Source organism: Actinoplanes sp. NBRC 103695, from assembly GCF_030269485.1.
In the GTDB taxonomy this organism is placed as follows: Bacteria; Actinomycetota; Actinomycetes; order Mycobacteriales; family Micromonosporaceae; genus Actinoplanes.
The window spans coordinates 215,472-234,986 of the sequence record NZ_BSTL01000003.1 but is presented as its reverse complement, the minus strand read 5'-3'; the positions used below and the strand labels follow the sequence as shown (position 1 = coordinate 234,986).

At 70.1% G+C, this 19,515-nt stretch carries 19 protein-coding genes; 6 read left to right on the top strand and 13 right to left on the bottom strand.

The window, feature by feature from the left end:
• Positions 1-16: 16 nt before the first annotated feature.
• The gene (locus tag QSK31_RS05900; RefSeq protein ID WP_285681756.1) at positions 17-868 is read right to left on the bottom strand and encodes an LLM class flavin-dependent oxidoreductase; all 852 of its coding nucleotides are present in this window, start codon (positions 866-868) and stop codon (positions 17-19) included.
• Positions 834-3,140, bottom strand: a complete 2,307-nt coding sequence (locus tag QSK31_RS05895; RefSeq protein WP_285681754.1) for a putative bifunctional diguanylate cyclase/phosphodiesterase — start codon at positions 3,138-3,140, stop codon at positions 834-836. The genes QSK31_RS05900 and QSK31_RS05895 overlap by 35 nt, the downstream gene beginning before the upstream one ends.
• A gap of 138 nt (positions 3,141-3,278) precedes the next feature.
• On the opposite strand from QSK31_RS05895, the gene QSK31_RS05890 reads away from it, so the two are divergent.
• A complete protein-coding gene (locus QSK31_RS05890) occupies positions 3,279-4,304 on the top strand; it encodes a permease (protein ID WP_502872909.1) in 1,026 nt (341 codons plus the stop codon).
• Positions 4,301-5,017: a TIGR03943 family putative permease subunit gene (locus tag QSK31_RS05885; RefSeq protein ID WP_285681752.1), complete on the top strand. Its 717-nt coding sequence runs from the start codon at positions 4,301-4,303 to the stop codon at positions 5,015-5,017. Before QSK31_RS05890 ends, QSK31_RS05885 begins: the two co-directional genes overlap by 4 nt.
• 46 nt (positions 5,018-5,063) lie before the next feature.
• On the opposite strand, the gene QSK31_RS05880 is transcribed toward QSK31_RS05885, so the two are convergent.
• The gene (locus QSK31_RS05880; RefSeq protein ID WP_285681749.1) at positions 5,064-6,158 is read right to left on the bottom strand and encodes a hypothetical protein; all 1,095 of its coding nucleotides are present in this window, start codon (positions 6,156-6,158) and stop codon (positions 5,064-5,066) included.
• A 221-nt stretch (positions 6,159-6,379) separates the two neighbouring features.
• On the opposite strand from QSK31_RS05880, the gene QSK31_RS05875 reads away from it, so the two are divergent.
• Positions 6,380-7,168 (top strand): helix-turn-helix transcriptional regulator, encoded by a 789-nt coding sequence (locus tag QSK31_RS05875; protein WP_285681748.1) that lies wholly within the window; start codon positions 6,380-6,382, stop codon positions 7,166-7,168.
• Here the strand turns inward: QSK31_RS05875 and QSK31_RS05870 are convergent.
• Positions 7,113-7,763, bottom strand: a complete 651-nt coding sequence (locus tag QSK31_RS05870; protein WP_285681746.1) for a helix-turn-helix transcriptional regulator — start codon at positions 7,761-7,763, stop codon at positions 7,113-7,115. The two genes, QSK31_RS05875 and QSK31_RS05870, sit on opposite strands and share 56 nt — an antisense overlap.
• Before the next feature lie 163 nt (positions 7,764-7,926).
• On the opposite strand from QSK31_RS05870, the gene QSK31_RS05865 reads away from it, so the two are divergent.
• Positions 7,927-9,558: a thiol-activated cytolysin family protein gene (locus QSK31_RS05865; protein WP_285681744.1), complete on the top strand. Its 1,632-nt coding sequence runs from the start codon at positions 7,927-7,929 to the stop codon at positions 9,556-9,558.
• Here QSK31_RS05865 and QSK31_RS05860 read toward each other — a convergent pair whose 3' ends face one another.
• The 4 genes from QSK31_RS05860 to QSK31_RS05845 are packed head-to-tail and all read right to left on the bottom strand — an operon-like array spanning position 9,559 to position 13,003.
• On the bottom strand, positions 9,559-10,401 hold the full coding sequence (locus tag QSK31_RS05860) for a metal ABC transporter permease (RefSeq protein ID WP_285681742.1): 843 nt from the start codon (positions 10,399-10,401) through the stop codon (positions 9,559-9,561). It abuts the gene before it with no gap.
• Positions 10,385-11,272 (bottom strand): metal ABC transporter permease, encoded by an 888-nt coding sequence (locus QSK31_RS05855; protein WP_285681740.1) that lies wholly within the window; start codon positions 11,270-11,272, stop codon positions 10,385-10,387. The genes QSK31_RS05860 and QSK31_RS05855 overlap by 17 nt, the downstream gene beginning before the upstream one ends.
• Positions 11,269-12,021: a metal ABC transporter ATP-binding protein gene (locus tag QSK31_RS05850; RefSeq protein WP_285681738.1), complete on the bottom strand. Its 753-nt coding sequence runs from the start codon at positions 12,019-12,021 to the stop codon at positions 11,269-11,271. Before QSK31_RS05850 ends, QSK31_RS05855 begins: the two co-directional genes overlap by 4 nt.
• Position 12,022: 1 nt before the next feature.
• On the bottom strand, positions 12,023-13,003 hold the full coding sequence (locus QSK31_RS05845; protein WP_285681735.1) for a metal ABC transporter substrate-binding protein: 981 nt from the start codon (positions 13,001-13,003) through the stop codon (positions 12,023-12,025).
• 169 nt (positions 13,004-13,172) lie between these two features.
• Between QSK31_RS05845 and QSK31_RS05840 the strand changes: the two genes are divergently transcribed.
• The gene (locus tag QSK31_RS05840; protein WP_285681734.1) at positions 13,173-14,291 is read left to right on the top strand and encodes a lactonase family protein; all 1,119 of its coding nucleotides are present in this window, start codon (positions 13,173-13,175) and stop codon (positions 14,289-14,291) included.
• Between the two features lie 35 nt (positions 14,292-14,326).
• Here QSK31_RS05840 and QSK31_RS05835 read toward each other — a convergent pair whose 3' ends face one another.
• The 5 genes from QSK31_RS05835 to QSK31_RS05815 form a co-directional block, all read right to left on the bottom strand.
• The gene (locus tag QSK31_RS05835) at positions 14,327-16,078 is read right to left on the bottom strand and encodes an ABC transporter ATP-binding protein (protein WP_285681732.1); all 1,752 of its coding nucleotides are present in this window, start codon (positions 16,076-16,078) and stop codon (positions 14,327-14,329) included.
• A 49-nt stretch (positions 16,079-16,127) separates the two neighbouring features.
• The gene (gene lepB, locus QSK31_RS05830) at positions 16,128-16,547 is read right to left on the bottom strand and encodes a signal peptidase I (RefSeq protein ID WP_285681731.1); all 420 of its coding nucleotides are present in this window, start codon (positions 16,545-16,547) and stop codon (positions 16,128-16,130) included.
• Between the two features lie 6 nt (positions 16,548-16,553).
• On the bottom strand, positions 16,554-17,081 hold the full coding sequence (locus tag QSK31_RS05825; protein ID WP_285681729.1) for a TlpA family protein disulfide reductase: 528 nt from the start codon (positions 17,079-17,081) through the stop codon (positions 16,554-16,556).
• A gap of 2 nt (positions 17,082-17,083) precedes the next feature.
• Positions 17,084-17,635, bottom strand: coding sequence for a MauE/DoxX family redox-associated membrane protein (locus tag QSK31_RS05820; RefSeq protein ID WP_285681727.1), 552 nt, complete (start codon positions 17,633-17,635; stop codon positions 17,084-17,086).
• Between the two features lie 69 nt (positions 17,636-17,704).
• Entirely contained in the window at positions 17,705-17,905 is a 201-nt protein-coding gene (locus tag QSK31_RS05815; protein ID WP_285681725.1) for a hypothetical protein, read from the bottom strand.
• Positions 17,906-18,418: 513 nt separating this feature from the next.
• On the opposite strand from QSK31_RS05815, the gene QSK31_RS05810 reads away from it, so the two are divergent.
• Positions 18,419-19,507 carry a WXG100 family type VII secretion target gene (locus QSK31_RS05810; RefSeq protein WP_285681723.1) on the top strand — a complete coding sequence of 363 codons (1,089 nt, stop codon included), beginning with the start codon at positions 18,419-18,421 and terminating at the stop codon, positions 19,505-19,507.
• The last annotated feature ends 8 nt before the right edge of the window (positions 19,508-19,515 follow it).

Genomic DNA, 19,515 nt, shown 5'->3' with positions numbered 1-19,515 from the left:
AGGTGCGGGCGCGGCGTCAGTCCCCGCCGAGTGGTCCCGCGCGAACGATGCGGAAGGCTTCGTCGAGCGGGGTTTCCCACGGCAGCATGTCGCGCAGGATCCACGTCACGCCGGCCGATTCGTATGCGGCGATCAGTTCGCCGGGCTCGCGCGGCAGGGCTCGGCTGACGATGACGTCGTACGGCCCGTCGCTGGTGCGGTGCCCGCTGATGTAGTCGATCATCTTGCGCGCGGACTCCGGAGAGGACGGAAGGATGGAGAAGCCGTCGTCACGGATGTCCATCTCGGCCGGTGCGGCGCCGTCCCACCGCGCGGCCCGGCGGAACGGTCGCTTGTTCGGCCAGTAACCGGCGACCCACACCGGGACCTGACGCTGCACCGGTCGCGGGAGGAAAGTGGTCTCCCGCACGGTGTAGTGCTCGCCGGTGAAGGCGAAGGGTTCGCCGGTGCACAGTCCCCGCACGATCGTCAGGCACTCGTCCAGCTTGCCGGCTCGGACTCGTGCGTCGCCGTCCTCGCCGAACTGCTCGAACTCCGCCTCCCCGGAGAAGCCGAGGCCGACTCCGAGGATCATGCGGCCGGCCGAGAGGTGATCGAGGGTGGCGACCTCACGAGCGACCTTCCACGGCCGCCGGCGTGCGAGCTGGGCGACCATGGTCCCGATCCGGACCCGCTCGGTCGTCGCCGCGATCGCCGCCAGCACGATCCACGGATCCGTTACCGGGGGCCGGGTGCGCAGATCGAAGACGAGTGAGTCCCACACGAACACGGCGTCCCAGCCGGCGCGTTCAGCGTCCTGAGCCAGACTCACCAGCACGTGCGGATCGGCGTACTCACCGATCACCGGCAGGTTGACCGCGTACCGCATGGGTCGACCCTACGCTGAATTGGTGACGGATCAGGGCCGCCGCCTCGGACGGTGGGAGCGGGCGGTAGAAATAGAAACCCTGGCCGACCGTGCAACCCATCTCGATCAGGGCGGCGGCCTGCTCGACCGTCTCGACTCCCTCGGCCACGACGGTCATCTTGAAGGCTCGGCTCAGATGAACGACCGCCTCGCACACCGAGCGGGCCTCGTCGTCGTCGGCGATACCGGTCACGAAGGAGCGGTCGATCTTCAGGATGGTGACCGGCAGGCGGCGCAGGTAGCTCAGTGCCGAATAGCCGGTCCCGAAGTCGTCGACCGCCAGCTCGATACCGAGATCCCGCAGCGCCTCCAGGCGGCTGATGGTGAGCGGGTCGGGCTGCAGGATCACGCTTTCGGTGATCTCCAGGGTGAGGCGGTCCGGTGGGAAGCCGGTCTCGGCCAGGATGGTCTCGACGGTCTGCACCAGGTCGGCCTGAGCCACCTGCTTCGGTGACAGGTTCACCGACAGTCGCAGCCCGTCGGCGCCGGACGCGCCGGTGCGCCAGCCGCACGCCTCCCGGCAGGCCGCGCGCAGCACCCACGTGCCCAGCGGCACGACCGCGCCGGTCTCCTCGGCCAGATCGATGAACTCGCCCGGGCCCAGCAGGCCGCGGTCCGGATGGTTCCAGCGGACCAGGGCCTCGACCCCCCGCACCTCGCCGACGGCCAGTTCGACCGCGGGCTGGAAGTACACCACCAGCTCGTCGTTGGCGACGGCGCGACGCAGCTCGGCCTCGCGCGCCTTGGTGTCCAGCACGTCCGAGTAGTACTCGAAGCGGGCCCGGCCGGCGCGCTTCGCCGCGTACAGGGCGGTGTCGGCCTGCTGCAGCAGGGTCTCGCCGGAGGCGTCCGGATCGTCGCGGACCACCACGCCGATGCTCGCCTCGACCATCAGAACGTGTTCGCCGAAGACGATCGGCATGCGCAGCGCCTCCAGCAGGCGCGCGGCGACCGCGCCGACGGCGTCCCTGGTCGACAGGCCCTGGATGAGGATGGCGAACTCGTCGCCGCCGAGACGGCCGGCCAGGTCGCCGCCCCGGATCACGCCGCGCATCGCGTCGGCGGCGGCGATCAGCACGGCGTCGCCCGCGTCATGGCCGAACGTGTCGTTGACGGGCTTGAACCGGTCGAGGTCGATGAGCATGACCGCGGTGTGCCGGCCCGGGCGGATCGGCTGGCGGGCGAGCTGTTCCAGGCGCTCGGCGACCAGGGTGCGGTTGGCCAGACCGGTCAGCCCGTCGGTGACCGCCATTTCGCGGTTGTCGCGCAGCGCGTGCATCTGGCGGGCCATCACCAGCAGGGTGAGCACGGCAGAGCCCAAGATCATGCCACCGTACGGGTCGAGCGGCAGGTGCGACGACTGCTCGGCGAGCAGGAGGTAGGCGGCGATGCTGGCCGCGTACGGAAGAATGAAGACCGCGGTGCGATCGGCGCGTCTCGGCGCGGGGTGCCGCGGCCGGCGGTATTGCTGATCGGCGGCCACCACCAGCAGGAAGCAGCCGGCCAGCCACAGCAGGTCCGGCCAGGAACCGCCGGTGAAACCGCCGTGCAGCTGGATCCAGCTGTACGAGACATCGGCCGTCACGGTCAGCGCGATCGCCCCGGCGAGCAGCCGGACCGGGGCGGGCACCTCCGGCTGATGACGCCGCAGCATGGCGGTCGACATGGCCAGCACGAGCAGCAGATCGCCGATCGGCAGCGCGGCCGTGAACATGCGCTCCCATCGCGTCATACCCGGCGCGTTGAGGATCGGGCCGAGCAGCAGATACCAGATGGCGATGAATCCACCGGCGCCGACGATCAGCGAGTCCAGCGCGAGCTTCTGCCGGTCCCGGCGGCGCCGGTGCTGGCCGGGAAGCATCAGCAGCCCGGCGAACATGAACGGGGAGAAGAGCAGGAAGAAGTAGTCGGCGGCCGCGGGGTATCCGGTCGTGTGCAGGATGTGCTGCTGGACGAACCAGGAGCAGTGCGCGGCCAGCTGGCAGGCGAACGCGAACGTGATCGCCCGCCAGGCGCGCCTGGTCCGGGGTTCCTGCCGCTTCGACAGCGCCACCCGGGCGGCCAGCGTGGTGAAGACGACCGCCAGCGGGATGTATGTGGCGTCCGTGACCAGCGTGCTGACCTCGGGGCCGCCCCATCCGCCGAAGAACCAGGCCTGTTGCACGGCGAGCATGACCCCGCAGGCGAGCACGCTCGCGGCGGCCCCCCGGCCGGTCCGGATCCACGTCAGCATCACCCCTCTGTTCGGCTGCGCCGGCGAGATCGTGAGCCTCTCGGGCCCGGATTGAACGACCGTGCCGTTCGTGCGCGTACTGTGGCGCAGTTGTCCGAAGCGACCACAACGCGGCGATGAGCGGTATTGGAGCATGGCGTGACCCCACCTGGCGGCGTCGCCGGCCCGCCGGCCCTGGCCGAGGCGGGCCCGTCCGCGCCGCGGCCTCGACGCGAGCGCAGGATCGGGTCGCTGGAGGTCCTGGCGGTCCTGCTCGTCCTCCTGGTGATCTTCCGGGAGCCGCTCGGCCGGATCATCTCCGGTGCTCGGCTGCAGACCTGGACCACCGTGTTCGTCTCCGTGCTGGTGCAGGCGGCGCCGTTCCTGGTGTTCGGGGTCGTGCTCTCCGCGGTCATCGCGGTGTTCGTGCCGCGCTCCTTCTGGGCCAAGGCGCTGCCCTCGCACCCGGTGCTGGCCGTTCCCGCGGCCGGGCTGGCCGGGGTGGTCCTCCCCGGCTGCGAATGCGGCAGCGTTCCCATCGCGGGTTCCCTGATCCGCCGCGGTGTCACGCCGGCCGCCGCGCTGGCGTTTCTGCTGGCCGCGCCCGCGATCAATCCGATCGTGCTGACCGCAACGGTGATCGCCTTTCCCGGCCGGCCGGAGATGGCGGTCGCCCGCGGCGCGGCGAGCCTGGTCGTCGCGGTCGCGATGGGCTGGCTCTGGTTGCGGCTGGGCAAGGCGGAGTGGATCAAGTTGCCGCACCGGCCCGATCTCGACGACGCGTCGAAGGCCCGGGCGTTCTGGGCGGCGTGCCGGCACGACGTGATGCACGCCGGCGGGTTCCTGGTGGTGGGTGCCGCGGCGGCCGCGACGATCAACGTCATCGTCCCCGGCGCCTGGTTGCAGGCGCTCGCCGGCAACCCCGTGCTGTCGGTGATCGCGCTGGCCGTGCTGGCCGTGCTGCTGTCCATCTGCAGCGAGGCCGACGCGTTCGTCGCGGCCTCCCTGACCCAGTTCTCGCTGACCGCCCGGCTGGTGTTCCTGGTCGTGGGACCGATGGTCGACCTGAAACTGATCTCCATGCAGACCGGCATGTTCGGACGGCGGTTCGCTTTCCGGTTCGCGCCGGCGACCTTCGCGGCGGCCGTCCTGATCGGCGCGGGATTCGGGGCGGTGCTGCTGTGAACCGGCTGGCCCAGGCCGTCGTCATGCTGCTGTTCGGCGGCGCGATCATCCGGGCGACGCTCACCGACCTGTTCCTGCGTTACGTCAAGGAGGGCCTGCGGCCCTTCCTTCTGCTGACCGGCGCGCTCTTGGTCGCGGCCGCGGTCATGACCATCTGGTACGAGCTACGCGCGCTCCGTCATCGTCAGGAGGATCCGGATGACGGGCACGGGCATCATGAACCGCGGGTCGGCTGGCTGCTGATCCTGCCGGTCGTCGGCCTGCTGCTGATCGCTCCCCCGGCGCTGGGCGCGTTCTCGGCAGGCCAGGCCGGCTCGATCGCGGCCGAGCCGTCGGACTCGGACTACCCGCCGCTGCCGCCGGGCGATCCGGTGTCCGTCGGCATGCTCGACTACGCGTCCCGGGCGGTGTTCGACGGCGGGAAGAGCCTCTCGGGGCGCACCGTCCGGCTGACCGGGTTCATCACACCCGGGCCGGGCGGAGCCCCGATGCTGGCCCGGATGGTCCTGAACTGCTGCGCCGCCGACGGCCGCCCGATCAAGGTCGGGCTCACCGGTGACACGACGGTCGACGCCGCCCCGGACACCTGGGTGCGGATCGACGGCGTCTACAGCAGCAAGGTGGGCAAGGACCCCGTCAACGGCGCGAAGGTCGCCTATCTCGAGGTCAAGTCGTGGCAGGAGACCACCGAGCCGGCGCAGCCCTACGCCTGACCGGTGCGCCGGCGCGCGGCCTTCCCGGTGGTCACCGAGCTAGGGGTCAGGCGGTGCGCAGATCCAGGCTGTGCCGCAGGAACACCTCCGCGGTGCCGGTCGACCACCAGAGCACCCCGCCGCGGTATCCGACGTTGGCGGCGTCCGGGCTGATCTGGACCGCCCGCCGGCCCGCGATGTCGTAGACCATCAACCGCGCGTTGCCGGAGAAGTCGGCGTTGCCGCCGGTCTCGGCGTACACCTCGAACCGGCCCAGCACGCCGACGTCGGCCGTGACCGTCTCCACCGGGCCCTCGGCGATCTTGTGCCGGCCCGTACCGTCGGGGCGCATGAGCTCCACCCGTGTGCCCTCCTCGGTCAGCGAGACCGCGCGGCACCACAGCGGACCGCAGTTGGTCACCGCCCTCGGGTCAGCTCGCACCGCGACAGACCCACCGGTGACGAGGTTCTTCAGCGTGGTCGCGCCCGCACCCGACGTGACGCCGTCCACCATCCACGGCCACGCCGACAGCTGCCACGTGCCCGGCTGCCTCTCGAGCCGTACCGCGCCACCGGTCAGGGCAACCGATCGCACCTCGGTCACCTCGTTCCCGCCGGCGGCGGCGACCCACCGCACCCGGCCGTCGGCGATCACCAGGTCGTACTCGGAGAGGTAGAACCGGGCCTCGCCCATGTCGGCCGTCAGCCGCCGCGCCGGCCGTCCACCGCGGAGATCGGCCGCCCACAGCTGCGGTTTCAGGTCGCCGTCGCCTTCGGCCCAGACCGCCACGCCGCCGCCGGCCGTTATCGCCGAGAACGACGGATTGCCCCGGACGGGCAGGCGGCGCAACTGGCGGACCTTCTCGTCGGGCCCTCGGATCAGCAGCCGCAGATGGGCGCCGTCGCGGCTGAGCGCGGTGCCGATCGAGGTGCGGGCGTCGAGGAACCAGGCCGGGGTGTACGCGGAGCCGTCCGCCAGCGTCGCGGGAAGGCTGCCGCGCTGGGCACGCGGCCAGGCGAGTCCCGCCGTCAGCGGCGTGGCGGAGGAGCTCTTGTCCCCGGGTGGCGCCAGCAGCAGCACGCCGGCGGCAGCCACGGCGGCGACCAGGCTGAGCAGCGTCTTCGTCCAGCCATGCGCACCGCGGACCGATCCGATCGGCAAGTCCACCTCCGGGCGACAGGCGTCGGCCGCTCAGGCCACCTCGACACTGTAACGGGCCGCCCAGCCGTACCCGGATCGCCGGATCTGGTGTCCTGACCACAGACGTTGCCCGGGTGAGGTGACACGCCGGACCGGCCCGCGCAGCGGACCTTTCCCCGGCCCGGTTCCCACGCCCGGCCGGAATGCCGACTTTACGTCACTAAAGCGCCGATAATGTCCGGATGGCACGTATTGCGGCACGCGACTATCGCCGGGTTCTGGATCTCGCCGTTGCGCTGGTGGACGGATTGCCGGTCGACGGCTATCAGGCGATGATCGCCGGGCAGCTGAACGAGTGCCTGCGCGGCACCGCGACACTGTTCATGAACGGCTTCAACCCGGCCGCTCGCACCATCACCGGCGTCGCGTGCGCGCCCACGGAGGTCGCCACGATCCCGTGGGCCGAACGCGCCCGCGTCTATGGCGCGGAGCATCCCCTCGCGCATGCCTTCGCCGCGATGCGGAGCCCGCGCCCGCTGACCGTCAGTGACGTCGTCGCGTCCTCCGCCTGGCGAGCGACGCAAACCTACGACTCCTGTGATCAGGACCTGGACGGCGGCACCCGGCATCTGGCCATTCCGCTGCCCACGCCGATCGGCATCGCGACCGCCTTCATCATCTGCCGCTCCGGGCGCGACTTCACCGACCGGGAACGCGACCTGGCCGCGGCGATCCAGCCTCTGGTGATCGGCGTCAGCCGCCAGCTCGCCGAGACCCGGCGTCTGCTCGATCCGCCGGGTACGCCGACACCGGAAGCCGATTTCGGGCTGACGCCGCGCGAGCTGACCGTACTGGCCCTGCTCGGCGAGGGCCTGTCGACAGCGGCGGTCGCCCGCCGGCTGCTGATCTCGGGGCACACTGTCAACAAGCATCTCGAGAACGCCTACCGCAAGTGTGGGACGCGGGATCGGCTGGCTACCTTGCTGCTCCTCCGCCGGACGCGGGTGCTGCCGCCGGCCGCGCCGCGCTGACCGGCAGCAGGCCCAGCTCCTGGGCGAGCAGCACGGTGTGCACGCGGTCCCGGGTGCCGAGCTTCCGGTAGAGCCGCTCCAGGTGCTTCTCGAACGTGCGTGTGGAGATCTTCAGGCGGCGGCCCGCGGCCGCGGCGGTGAGGCCGTCGGCTGTCGCACGGAGGACGGCAAGTTCGCGGGTGGTCAGCCGGGGGCGATCGGCATCGTCGACGTAGCGCTGGATGCTGCGGAGCAACGGCAGCAGGCACCGCGCCACACGAAGGTCGCCCGCATCGAAAGGCCGGCCGGCCCGGCACACGACGATGACGCCGTCGGCGGACACCGGCAGCGCCATGTGGTGACCGATGCCCCGGCCGCAACCGTTCCGGCGCCACTCCTGTGAGTCGTCGGCAACGCGGCCCTCGGGGAGCGCGTCGTGCGCTCGAGGCGTCCAGACGCTCGTGCCGGGCCGGGTGACACCGTCGATGAACACACTGGCGGTGCCTCCCAGACACTCCGCGACGACCGCGCGGAGGGTTGCTCGGGGAGCGGCGGCACCGACCGCTTCGAGCAGCGCGGTGGCTCCTGCGAGCGCCCGGCGATAACTGTCGATCATCGTCGAACTCCGTACGTAATCCTGCTAATAGCAGCTTGATACCACTTTTGCCAAGCTTTGTACGTGGTCGACGGATCGCTGTCCAGCACCCCCTCTGCCGGCGGACGCCCGAGGCCACTCCCGAAGGATCCAAGACCGCTGCATCACGGAAAGGTGCTTCGCAATGAAATGGGTACGTAGGACCAGGGGGATTGTGGCGGCCATCGCGGCTCTGTCGACAATGACCGCCGCGGGCGTGAAACCCACTCCGGCCGAAGCCGTGAATCGCTACATCATGGGGCTTCCCGCACTCACCGCGAAACCGGAGTCCGACCGGCCGGCCGGGCCGGCCACAACGTCAACCACAGTGGTCGACCAGACGAAATATCGATGCCAGACGACACCCAAGACGCTCACCGCCAACCCCGACGACATCGTCGCGCTCAACGCCGACGCGGGCAAACTCTGGCTCGGTGGGCTGCTGCAAGGGCGCGGTTATGCGGGCGGCCCCGGATCGCTCGCCGAACTTCCCATTCGGAATCGAGCGCCGTTGACCATTTACACCGACCTTCCCGGAAGGCACATCGCCAAGACGGTCAAGGCGCCCACCGGAGCCACCGTCAAGCAGGCGATCAACAGTCTGGTCGCCGAAGCGCAGAGGACGGGCGTGCAACCGCCCGCCGCCTACAGTTACGCCAGTGAGGAGGCGCAGAGTGCCGAAGAGGCGCTGCTGAAGGCCGGGATCTCTCTGAAGTATCTCGGTGTCAAGGCCAGCGCTTCCCTGGGAATGAGCCGGACGGCCGGCCAATCAAGTGTCCTGGTCACCATCACGCAACGGATGTTCACCGTCAGCATGGTGAAGCCGAGCACTCCGGCCGGGTATTTCGGCCGGAACTTCACGGTCAAGGACCTCAAGGTACAGGCGGCCGCCCGGCGGATCGGCCCGGCCAATCCGCCGGTGGCCGTCTCGCATATCGTCTACGGCCGCAAGCTGATCTACAGCGTGACGGCGAAATCGTCGGTGGAAGAACTCAAGGACGCCCTGTCCTTCTCGGCCGACACCAAGGTGGTGTCCGGCACCTTGGATCAGGAAGCCAGGTGGAAGGCGGTTCTCAGCTCCGCCCGGTACAGCGTTGTCGCGGTGGGCGGCGACGAGAGCGCCACCCGGTCACTGATCGCCGACCGCAAGATCCGCACCTACCTGGCCGGCCAGAACGCCCTCAGCTCGGCCGTGCCGATCTCCTACCAGGTGGACAACGTCGTCGACGACAGCGCCGCCGCGTTCTCCGAGACGACGAAGTACAACCTCACCACCTGCGCGGTCGTGCCGCCACGGAAAGTGCTCGTCGGCGCCGTGGTGAAAATCGACGGTCTGCGCGGAGAAGTCAAGGGACCGTGCAAAAGCCCGGCGCTCTTTGGCGCCCTGCTGGTCAACGGCACGACGGTCTGGGAACGGCCGGACGCCAAACCGTATGCCGGTCCGGCCGTACAGGGAGAGTTCAATTTTCCCGGTCTCTCGCTGCCGACAGGCGCTCCACTGGAACCGAAATACCGTCACAATCTCGAGCCGGGCCAGTTCGCTCTCTTCAAGGATCCCGGGCGGGACTCGATCACCATTTCCGGCAATGTCACTCAGAGCAAGTGGATCGGCCACTATCCCGTCAATCTCTACGACTACAAGCTCACGTATCCCGTCCCGCTCGGCGAACACACCATCAAGGGTGGCAGCCCGAACTGCAAGGTGAATCTGAAGTTCAACCTCATCCACGTGGTGGACCTGGAGGACGAGGTGCCAGACAGCCGCCGGCCTGTCTGATCAGGGGGTCGCTGACTCCACCTCGCTCGGCCTCCCGCCGTCGCGGCGGGAGGCCGGGAGCGTTCGCAGCCAGGAGACCGCGAGGACCGCGCTCGCGGCCAGCGAGATGCTCGCGCCGGCGGCGACGTTCCAGCGGGCCGAGATCCACAAGCCGGTCACCCCGCTGCCGACCGCGAAGGCGACCGCGAGGGCCGTCATCACCGGCAGGCGTGCCGACCACAGCCGGGCCGCCGCGGCGGGCGCCACGATCAGCGACAGCGCGAGGATCGTGCCGACCGCGGGGACCACGGTGACGACGACCACCTCGATGGTCAGCAGCAGCACGACGTCCCACGCCCCGGTCGACAGGCCGGCCGCCTGGGCACCGGCCCGGTCGAATCCGATGAGCAGCAGTGGCCGGGCGGCCGTCACCAGCACGGCGAGGACGACGACGAGCACCACCGCGGTGGTGACCAGGTCCCGGGCGCTGACGGTCAGGATCGATCCGACCAGGAACGACGACAGGTCCCGGCTGAAACCGCTCTGCGTGGCGACCAGCGCGGCCCCGAGCGCGAAGCCGGCGGACTCGAGCACGCCCGTGGCCGCCGCGGCGTCCTGACCGCGACGCCGGCTCAGCGCGGCGACCCCGAGCGCGATGATCCCACCGGCCACGACCCCGCCGACCAGGATGTTGACGCCGATGATCGAGGCGGCCACCACGCCGGGAAAGGTCGCGTGGGTGAGCGCCAGCGTGAAGAACGAGAGCCGGCGCACCACCACATGGACCCCGACGAGTCCCGCGAGCACCCCGGCCAGGACCACCTCGGCCACGGCCCGGTGCAGGGCGTCATCCCACCAGTTCATGACCGGAGTTCCTTCCCGGTACGGGCGACCGGCCGCGACGCCCTCCGGTCCGCAGCAACCGCGCCGGGATCATCAGCAGGTAGGCCACGACGAGCAGCAGGACCACCGCCGAGGCCGAGGTCAGCGCGATGCCGTGGTCGAGCGACGCGGTCCAGCTGACCAGCAGCCCGCCGTACCCGGCTCCGGCGATCAGCACCGTGCCGATCACCGCCATGGCGGCCGGCCGGTCGGTCACCATGCGGGCCGCCGCGGCCGGGACGATCAGCAACGCCACGACGAGGATCGTGCCGACCGCACGGACCGCCGCGACCACGACCAGCGCGACGATCAGGTTGAGCCACAGGTCCAAGCCGCCGATCCGGAACCCGGCCGCCGCCGCACCGGCCGGGTCGAAAGTGCGGAACAGCAGCGCGCGGGCGCCGATCAGCAGCGCCACCAGCACCACGACCGCGAGGACGGCGGTCTCGGCGATCTGCCGCGGCGTCACGGTCAGCAGGCGGCCGAAGAGAAAGGACGTCAGATCGGCGGTGTACGAGGATCGCCGCGAGACCAGCACCACACCGGCCGAGAACATCGCCGTCAGCACGACCGCCGTGGCGGCGTCGTCCGAGACCCGCCCGCCCCGGGTGAGCACCGTCAGCACGGCCGCGGTCAGCACCGCGGCGATCAGCGCACCGGTGAAGACGCCCTCGAGCCCACCGGCGAGGAACCCGATCACCACGCCGGGAAAGACGGTGTGGGTCAGCGCGTCCGAGGCGAACGACAACCGGCGGGCGAAGACGAACACGCTGACCGGACCGCAGATCAGCGCCAGCAGAGCCATCTCGGCCAGGGCCCGGGACATGAACGGCAGCGTGAACGGCTCGATCACGGCTCGACCAGCACCATGCTGCCGTCGCTCACGTCGACGGCGCTCCCGGCGTACGTCCGCCGCAGCGGCTCCGCGGTGAGCGTCTCGGCAGGCGGGCCCACCGCCCACTGCCGGCCGTTGACCAGGCACACCAGGTCCGCAAGATCCCGGGCCACGGTCAGGTCGTGGGTGCTGAGCACCAGCGCGGTTCCGTCGGCGCTGAGCTCGCGCAGCACCCGCGAGATGGCCTCCTGACTGACGGCGTCGACGCCGTTGAACGGCTCGTCGAGCAGCAGCAGCCGCGGCTCGGCGGCGATGGCGCGGGCCAGCAGGACGCGCTGGCGCTGACCACCGGAGAGTGTGCCGAAGCGGTGCCCCGCCCGGTCCGCCAGCCCGACCCGCTCCAGCGCGCCGGCCACCGCGAGACGGTCCGCGGCCCGCGCCGGGCGCCACCAGCCGATCCGCCGGTAGCGGCCCATCATCACCACCTGCCGGACGCTGACCGGGAAGTCGGCGTCGAGGGTGTCGGTCTGCGGCACGTATCCGGCCCGGTCACGCGCCGCCGCCGGTTCGCTGCCCAGCACCTCGGCCGTGCCCCGGAGGATCGGGGCCAGGCCGAGCACCGACTTGATCAAGGTGGATTTGCCGGCGCCGTTCGGGCCGACCAGGGCCAGCCGCTGCCCCGGCCGCAGTTCGAGGTCCACGTGGGTGAGTACCGGAGTGCCGTGGTAGCCGACGCTCACCCCCGCGTACCGCAGAGCGGCATCCATCTCAGCCGGCCAGCGCCGAGACGATGACCTCGGTGTTGTGGCGCTCAGCACCCAGATAGGTGCCCTCCGGGGTGCCGGGCTCGCCCAGGCTGTCCCCGAAGAGTGCGTCCTCGCCGCCGACCACCTCGACGCCGGCCTGCTGGGCGATCGCCTCCGCGCTCTTGGGCGGCAGTGAGCTCTCGGTGAAGATCGCCTTCGTACCCGTCGCCTTGATCTTCGCCACCAGGTCGGTGAGCTGCTTCGCGGACAGTTCGGCCGAGGTGTCCAGGCTGGGGATCACCGAGCCGACGAACTCCAGCTCGTACCGGTCGACGTAATAGCCGAAGGCGTCGTGGTTGGTGACCAGCTTGCGGTCGGCGGCCGGCAGTTCGGCGTACGCGGCCTCGTTGTCCGCGTCCAGCTTGTCCAGCTCCGCGGAGTACGCGGTCAGGTTCTTCGCGTACGTCTCCGCCCGGGTGGCGTCGGCCGCGGCGAGGCCCTTCTCGATGTTGGTGACCATGATCTTGGCGTTCCGCGGGTTGTGCCAGATGTGGGGGTCGTGATCCTCACCCGCGTGCTCCTCGCCGGCTTCCTCGCCCTCTTCGTGGCCACCCTCACGCAGCGCCACGCCTTGGCTGGAGTCCACGACCGAGCCCTGGAAACCGGAGGCCTCGATGGTGCGGTCGAGCCACCCTTCGAGTCCGACGCCGTTCTTGACGACGACCTTGGCCTCACCGATCGCCTTGATGTCGGCCGGGGTGGGCTCGTAGTCGTGCGGGTCGACGTTCGGCTTGATGATCTGCGTGACGGTCACCTCGGGTCCGCCGATGTTGCGGACGAAGTCAGCCACTTCGGGGGTGGTCGCGACCACGGCCGGCGGCGCGGATCCGGAAGGACCGGGCGCCGCCTGGCCGGCGTCATCCCCGCCGGAACCGCAGCCGGCCAGAACGGTGACGGCCGTGACGGCGGCCGCCGCCGAGAGCATGCGTTGCCGGAGATTCATGAGTTTCGCTCCTGTCCTGAGAAGCAAAACGATAATGGTTTTCACAATCGATCGTCTAATAGCAAGATGACGATGTGCGCACAGAACCCCCGCCACCCGTACGAAATAACGTCAGCCCATTGACGTCTACCGATGGATGTCGGGCCTGGCGCGGGTTATGTTGATCGACATGCCGATCTCTCGACGCGGGCTCCTCCAGGCCGGCGGCGCCGCCGCGGTCAGCCTGGCAACCGGAAACCCGGCGCTGCGCGACTCCCCGGCCGTGGCCTCGCAGCCGCAGGTCCAGCGCTTCCACCTGGGCACCTACACCGCGTCCGGCGGCCGAGGCATCGCCCACGGCTTCGCCGATCCGAGCACCGGCACGCCGCGGATCGACTCGTGGACAGCCCTGGCCCAGCCGTCGTGGCTCGACCTCGGGCCCGATTCCCAGCACCTGTACGCGATCAGCGAGCTGTCGCCCGCCGGGACGGTGAACGCGCTGACCGTCGGCGACGGCACAGCCCCGGCACCGCTGAACACGCAGCCGACCGGCTCCGGCCCCGCCCACGTCGCCGTCCACCCGAGCGGGCGGTTTCTGTTCACGTCGCTGTACGGCGGAGGCGCCGTCGTCACCCACCGGATCCTCGCCGACGGCACGGTCGGCGCGGCCACCGACACCCGGCGGCAGTCCTCGGGCGGCCGGACGTCGCACGCCCACCAGGTGGTCGTCGACCCGGCCGGCGAGTACGTGCTCGCCGTCGACCTCGGCGTCGACACGGTGTTCACCTACGAGCTGGACGTGACCGGCGCGACCCTGGCCGAGGCCGGCCGGCTGGTTCTGCCGACCGGCAGCGGCCCCCGGCATCTGGCCTTCCATCCGAACGGCGCGTACGCGTACACGGCCGACGAGCTGGCCTCGACGGTGACCGTGTGCTCGTACGCGGCCGGCACGCTGACCGCCGGCCAGGTCACCCCGACCGTGCGGGATCCCGGCGTCGACAACTACCCGGGCGAGATCGCGGTCTCCGCCGACGGCCGTTTCGTCTACGTCAGCAACCGGGGTACCGACACCGTCGCGGTGTTCGCCGTCACCGAGGGCGGCGCTCGTCTCACCCTGGTCGCGACCCCCTCGTGCGGCGGCGCCTGGCCGCGCCATCTCGCGATCGACGCCACCGGCACCTGGCTGTACGTGGCCAACGAGCGCTCCGGCAACCTCGCGTGGTTCCCGATCGACGCGACCACGGGCCTGCCCGGTCCGGCGGCCGGCTCGATCGACGTGGCGGCGGTGACGCAGATCCGCTTCGGCTAGATCGGCCCGTTGCGGCCGCCGCGTCCGGCAGGCCGTCAGGCGACGTAACCGGCCGCCTGGAGGGAGAACAGCTGGGCGTAAGTGCCGCCCGTGAGGACCAGTTCGTCATGTGTTCCGTGCTCGGCGATCCTGCCGTCGTCCACGACGACGATCGTCTCCATCCGCCGCATCGAGCCGAGGTGATGGGAGATCAGCAGCACGGTGCGGTCCGCGCCGATGGAGTCGATGATCTCGCGGAGACGATGCTGCGCGAACGCGTCCAGGCCGGAGGCCGGCTCGTCCAGAATCGCGATCGTGGCGTCGCGGCGCAGCAGGGCACGGGCGATCGCGAGCCTCTGCCACTGGCCGCCGGAGAGCAGATGGACCGCGGCGTCGTCGTCAGCGATATGGATCTTGCTGAGTAGCGTGTCGTACCCGCCCGGCATCCTTTCGATCTCGTCGTGCATGTCGACCATCGCGGCGACCCTGCGCAGTTCCGCACGGTCGCCGACCCGCTGGATGTCGCCGACGCCGATGTTCTCCGCCACCGTGAGGTCATAGGACATGAAGTCCTGGAACACCGCGGTGATCCGCCGCCGGATCGCCGCGGGATCGAGCCGTCCGGCCGGCACCCCGTCGAACAGGATCTCACCGCGGGTCGGCTGGTAGAGCTGGCAGATCAGCTTGATGAGAGTGCTCTTGCCGGCGCCGTTCGGGCCGGCCACGCCGACTCTCGTACCGGCCGGGATGCGCAGGTTGACGTCCCGCAGTACCCACGGGCCGTCGGCGTCATAGCGGAACCAGACACCCCGCAGCTCGATCTCGCCGGACGGCTCGTGCGAGACGAGTGACCCGCTGGGCGCGACCGGCGGTACCCGGGCATGGAATGCGAAGTAATGCTTCATCACCAGCAGCGACGCCGCCACGCCGGTGTAGCCGTCGGCGGCCAGGGCGATGGTGGTCTGAGCGCCGGCCGCCGCGGCGAGGAAGAGCGACAGGTCCCCGGCGGACAACCCCCTCGATGTCGCGGTGAGCACGACGACCAGCGTCGCCACCGCCAGACTGCTGGCGCCCACGACGGCCAGCACCATGTCGGTCCTGGCGGTCGTCCGGTCCACGGTGTCCTCCAGCGCGCTCTCCGCGCGCAGCAGTGTGGCCAGCCGTGATCGCAGATATGGTCCGATGGCGAACAGCCGGCTCTCCTTGGCCGCACGCGGATCCACCAGCAGGCTGCGGAAGAACATGCGCAGACGGCCCGAACCCACCAGGCTCGACTGCAGCCGCGCCTCACGCCGTGCCGTCCGGTGTCCGAGCCAGAAGTAGGGGATGGTGACCAGTGCCAGCAGAGCGATCATCGGTGGCCAGGTCACCGCGACGCTGACGCACCAGCCCACGCACTGCAGCACCCCGGTCACCGCCATCAGGCCGCTGGAGAGCAGCCGGCGAGCGGTGTCTTCGGCGGCCCGCTCGGCGAGCCTCAGCTCGTTCTGGAAGTCGGGACGTTCGATCTCCATGATCCACGGCAGTGAGTCCACGGCCCGGAACAGGCCGTCCTGGGCCTGGGCCCGCACCGCCCGGACGACCCGGGAGGACGCCAGCTGCTGCATGGAGACCGCCCCGGCGCCGGCGAGCGCCGCCCCGAACGCCGCGCACACCGGCACCAGCAGCGCGGAGAAGGAACCGTGACCGGGGCTCGCCAGGACGTCGAACAGCGCTTTGACGCACCAGGCGGTGGCGACCGGAGAAGCCGCGAGCACCACCGCGGCGACCACCACGAGGACACATTGCATCGGGGCCGCGCGAACCACCAGCAGCACGGTCAGGCGAAGCAGACGCCAGTGCGGCAGAGCGCCCCGCTCAGTCCCCGGCCACCGCTCGCCGGGCCGGGAAGTGGTGGATGGATCTGCCGATGACGCCATCGATCGGGAACGCTCCATACTGTCTCGAGTCGAAGCTCGCCTCCCGGTGGTCTCCGACAAGGAAGACCTCCCGGTCGGAGAGAGTGATTTCCTGGTTCCGGCTGACCGCGCGGTCGCCGCCGAGCGCGGCGATCCGCTTGATCAGGAGCCGTCCGCCGAGTGGGAGATCGACTCGGGCCACGACCACGTCGCCACGCTTCAATCGGCGCGTCGCCCACCGCCGCAGGACGAGCACCCGGTCGCCCGGCAGCAAGGCGGGCGCCATGCTGTCGCCGTGCACCGTCACCACGATGAGCGTGGCGGGCAGCAGCGCGAGCAGAAGCAACACCGCCAGCGGCATGATCGCGAGTGCGAGCATCGCCGGTCAGACCCCGACCGGCAAACGGTCCACTCGAGTGGCCGCCCCGGTCACCTTGCCGTCCGCCACGAGCACGAAGGTCGGGTACCCCTCAACCTTCGCGCCGCGCGAGAAGGCGAGATCGGACTCGGTCACCACGGTGATGTCCTCGGTGAAGAGCTCGGCCAGGTCGCGGGTGTCGTCCTCCGGGCCGCTGAGCACCGCGACCGGCGCCGCCGTGCCGTGTTGCCGGCCGGCCGCGGCGGCAAGGAACGCCGGCAGCTGGTCCTTGCACGAGGGGCAGCCCGTGGCGAAGAACCCGACCAGGCGGTTGCCGCCGGCCAGGTCGGCCTTGGTGAAGGCGGTGCCGTCGAGGCGCGGGGCGACGAAGTCGCCGATCTCCATCGACATCCGCGGAAGCGGCGCGCGTGTCGAGGCGGCCGCTCCGACGCTTCCCTTGGCCACGGCGTCGCGCAGACGGGTGGCGGTGCCGAGCGCGACCACCAACGCGAAGAGCGCCACGAGAAGGGCGGCACAGGCGATCAGAGTACTCATCGTTATCGTCCTTGGGTCGGTTGTGGGGCTGTCGGCCGGAGGCCACAGAGGAACAGCAACGTGTCGAGATGGACGACGACCGTCGCGAGCAGAACACCGGACAGGACGGCCGCGACCATGCCGGTGGCGGTCAGTGGCGGCCCGGTGGGCACGAACGTCAGCACCGCGGTGATCGTCGCGATCGCCGCGAGCGCGGCGTTGCGAGCCACGTGACGGCGACCGATGGGCTCGGCCGCGCCGCCGAAGCATCGGCACGCCGGCGGCTCCGGGGCACGCCGAGCCCGCTCGGCGCCCACGGTGAGCACGGCCATCAACAATGTCGCGGCAATGGCACCCCATCCACGAGCAATGGGAAAGGCGAGCAGAATGGCGACGCCGATTTCGGCGACAATGAGCGCGCCCGGCGCAATCGCCACCCACCGCAGAGGTATTCCTACAAATCGAGCGAGGGTGGCGACCTCATCCCGTGACGCGCGGCTCCGCAGCTTTCCTAGGGCCGCGACAACCAATACCGTCACGAGCATGAAATCGCCGATTGTTCCGATCAGATCCATGACGCTCCTCCGTCCCGTGGCCCACGTGCGAACCGTGAGCCACGGGACAACCAGGTCAGCTGGGCCGGACTAGCAGCAGCCGTCCTTCTCCCAGCCGTTGCAGTACGAACCGTCCTGGTCGGTGCAGCAGAGCCGCGTCCGCCTCTGACTGAAAGGCCACACGCAGGTGCCGCTGCACTTCGTCTCCCAGTGGCATTCGGTGGCCTGCGCCTCGGCCTTCGGAACGAAGACGGAGAGCAGTCGCTCAGCAACAGTGGATAGAGAATTCATTGGCGGATCCCTTTCGCAGGTTCACGAGGACTCTGCGGCCGCCAAAAGGCGCGCGGTCATGGCCATGAACCGCGGCAGCGCAAACATCCCCGTAAATGTTTGACTGCACAATTTATATACAGGAAATGGATGTTGGTCAACCGAACGAACTCATCCAGACGCGACCTTTGCGGTTTCCCGCAGTCCGCCTCCCCGGGCGCCAACGGCACGAGCAGGTCCTGGGTCACGCCGGGTGCCGGCGACCTCGACCTCGGCGAGACGACCTCGGTCCGGAACGGCGGGGAGCGGCACCATCGACCTGTACGAGGGCCGGGCTGCCCGCCCGGCCCTCTCCACCGTCCATCTCAGGCCCTACTGCCCTGGTCAGCGCCGTTCGACAGTGTTCGGCGGCGTTCCGATCAGCCCCGGACAGTGCGGCCGGTGGCCGGACATCCCGCAGCGGTGAATCGTGGCCTCGAGGAACACCAACGGCGTCGCGACCTCGAGCGACACAACGAACGGAATGCCACCTCCATGGCGGAGTTTTCGGTCGACATCAGCGGGCTGCACGGGCTCCACAACCAGCTACTGCACTTCGGTGACGACTCGGACGAGGCCTTGAAGGTCGTCCAGGACAAGGCCGACCTCAGCTTCTACGAGGAAGGCCTGATCCAGATCCTGAAGGGCGCGCACCAGCACGCCTTCGACGACGTGACCGGCTTCCTGAAGGATCTGGGGAAGATCTGCCGGGACTCCGCCTCCGAGATCAGCACCGTGCAGAACTACTACCGGATCACCGACGCCGGCACCGCCAAGACCGTGGACGCCTCGCTCCCGGGTGCCAAGGACGCGTCGACGACGGTGGCCAACCCGCCGCCGAAGAACTCCGCGTTCGCCACCGCCGCGTTCAGCGATGCCGTGGACGCCTCGACGAAGATCACCCGCGACCCGTCCTTCACGTCGGCCTCCACCGAGTTCCAGCTCGACCTGCTGACCGACCTGAGCAGCCCGTCCGCCGGGATACGCGCCGCCTGCCAGTACGCCTTCCACTTCGACCCGTTCGTCATCTGGCTCGCCTGGAGCAGCGGCGAGTGGAACGAGTACTCCGAGGCGGCGGTCGTGTGGGGATTCCTCGGTGACTGGTGCGACGCGATGGCGCAGAACCTCGAACGGGCCGCCGGTGACATCCCGAGCGTCTGGACCGGTCAGGCAGCCGAGGCCTGCCAGGAATATCTGGTCACCCTGGCCAAGGCGATCCGGGACGTGCAGGACACCATGACGCAATACCAGAAGCAGTACGCCGAAGCGTCGAAGGCCGCCCGCGACCTGTTCGAGGCCGCGTCCGGGCCGGTAGGGCTGCTGCTGGACAAGCTTCTGTACATCAGCATCGCCCTTGCCGGCGGCACCGCCACGATCCCGACCGTCATCGGCCCGGTGCTCGGCTACGGCGCCGCGGCCTACTTCGCCTACGAGGCGATCGAGATCTACAACCGGATCTCCAGCGTGTACGGCAACGCCAAGTCGGCCTTCTACGGCATCTCCGGCGTCATCGGCGCCCTGGAGGCCGGCGCCGACCTGAGCAAGGCCGTCAAGCAGGGCTTCGACCACCCCGCCGCGAACTGAAGGGCAGC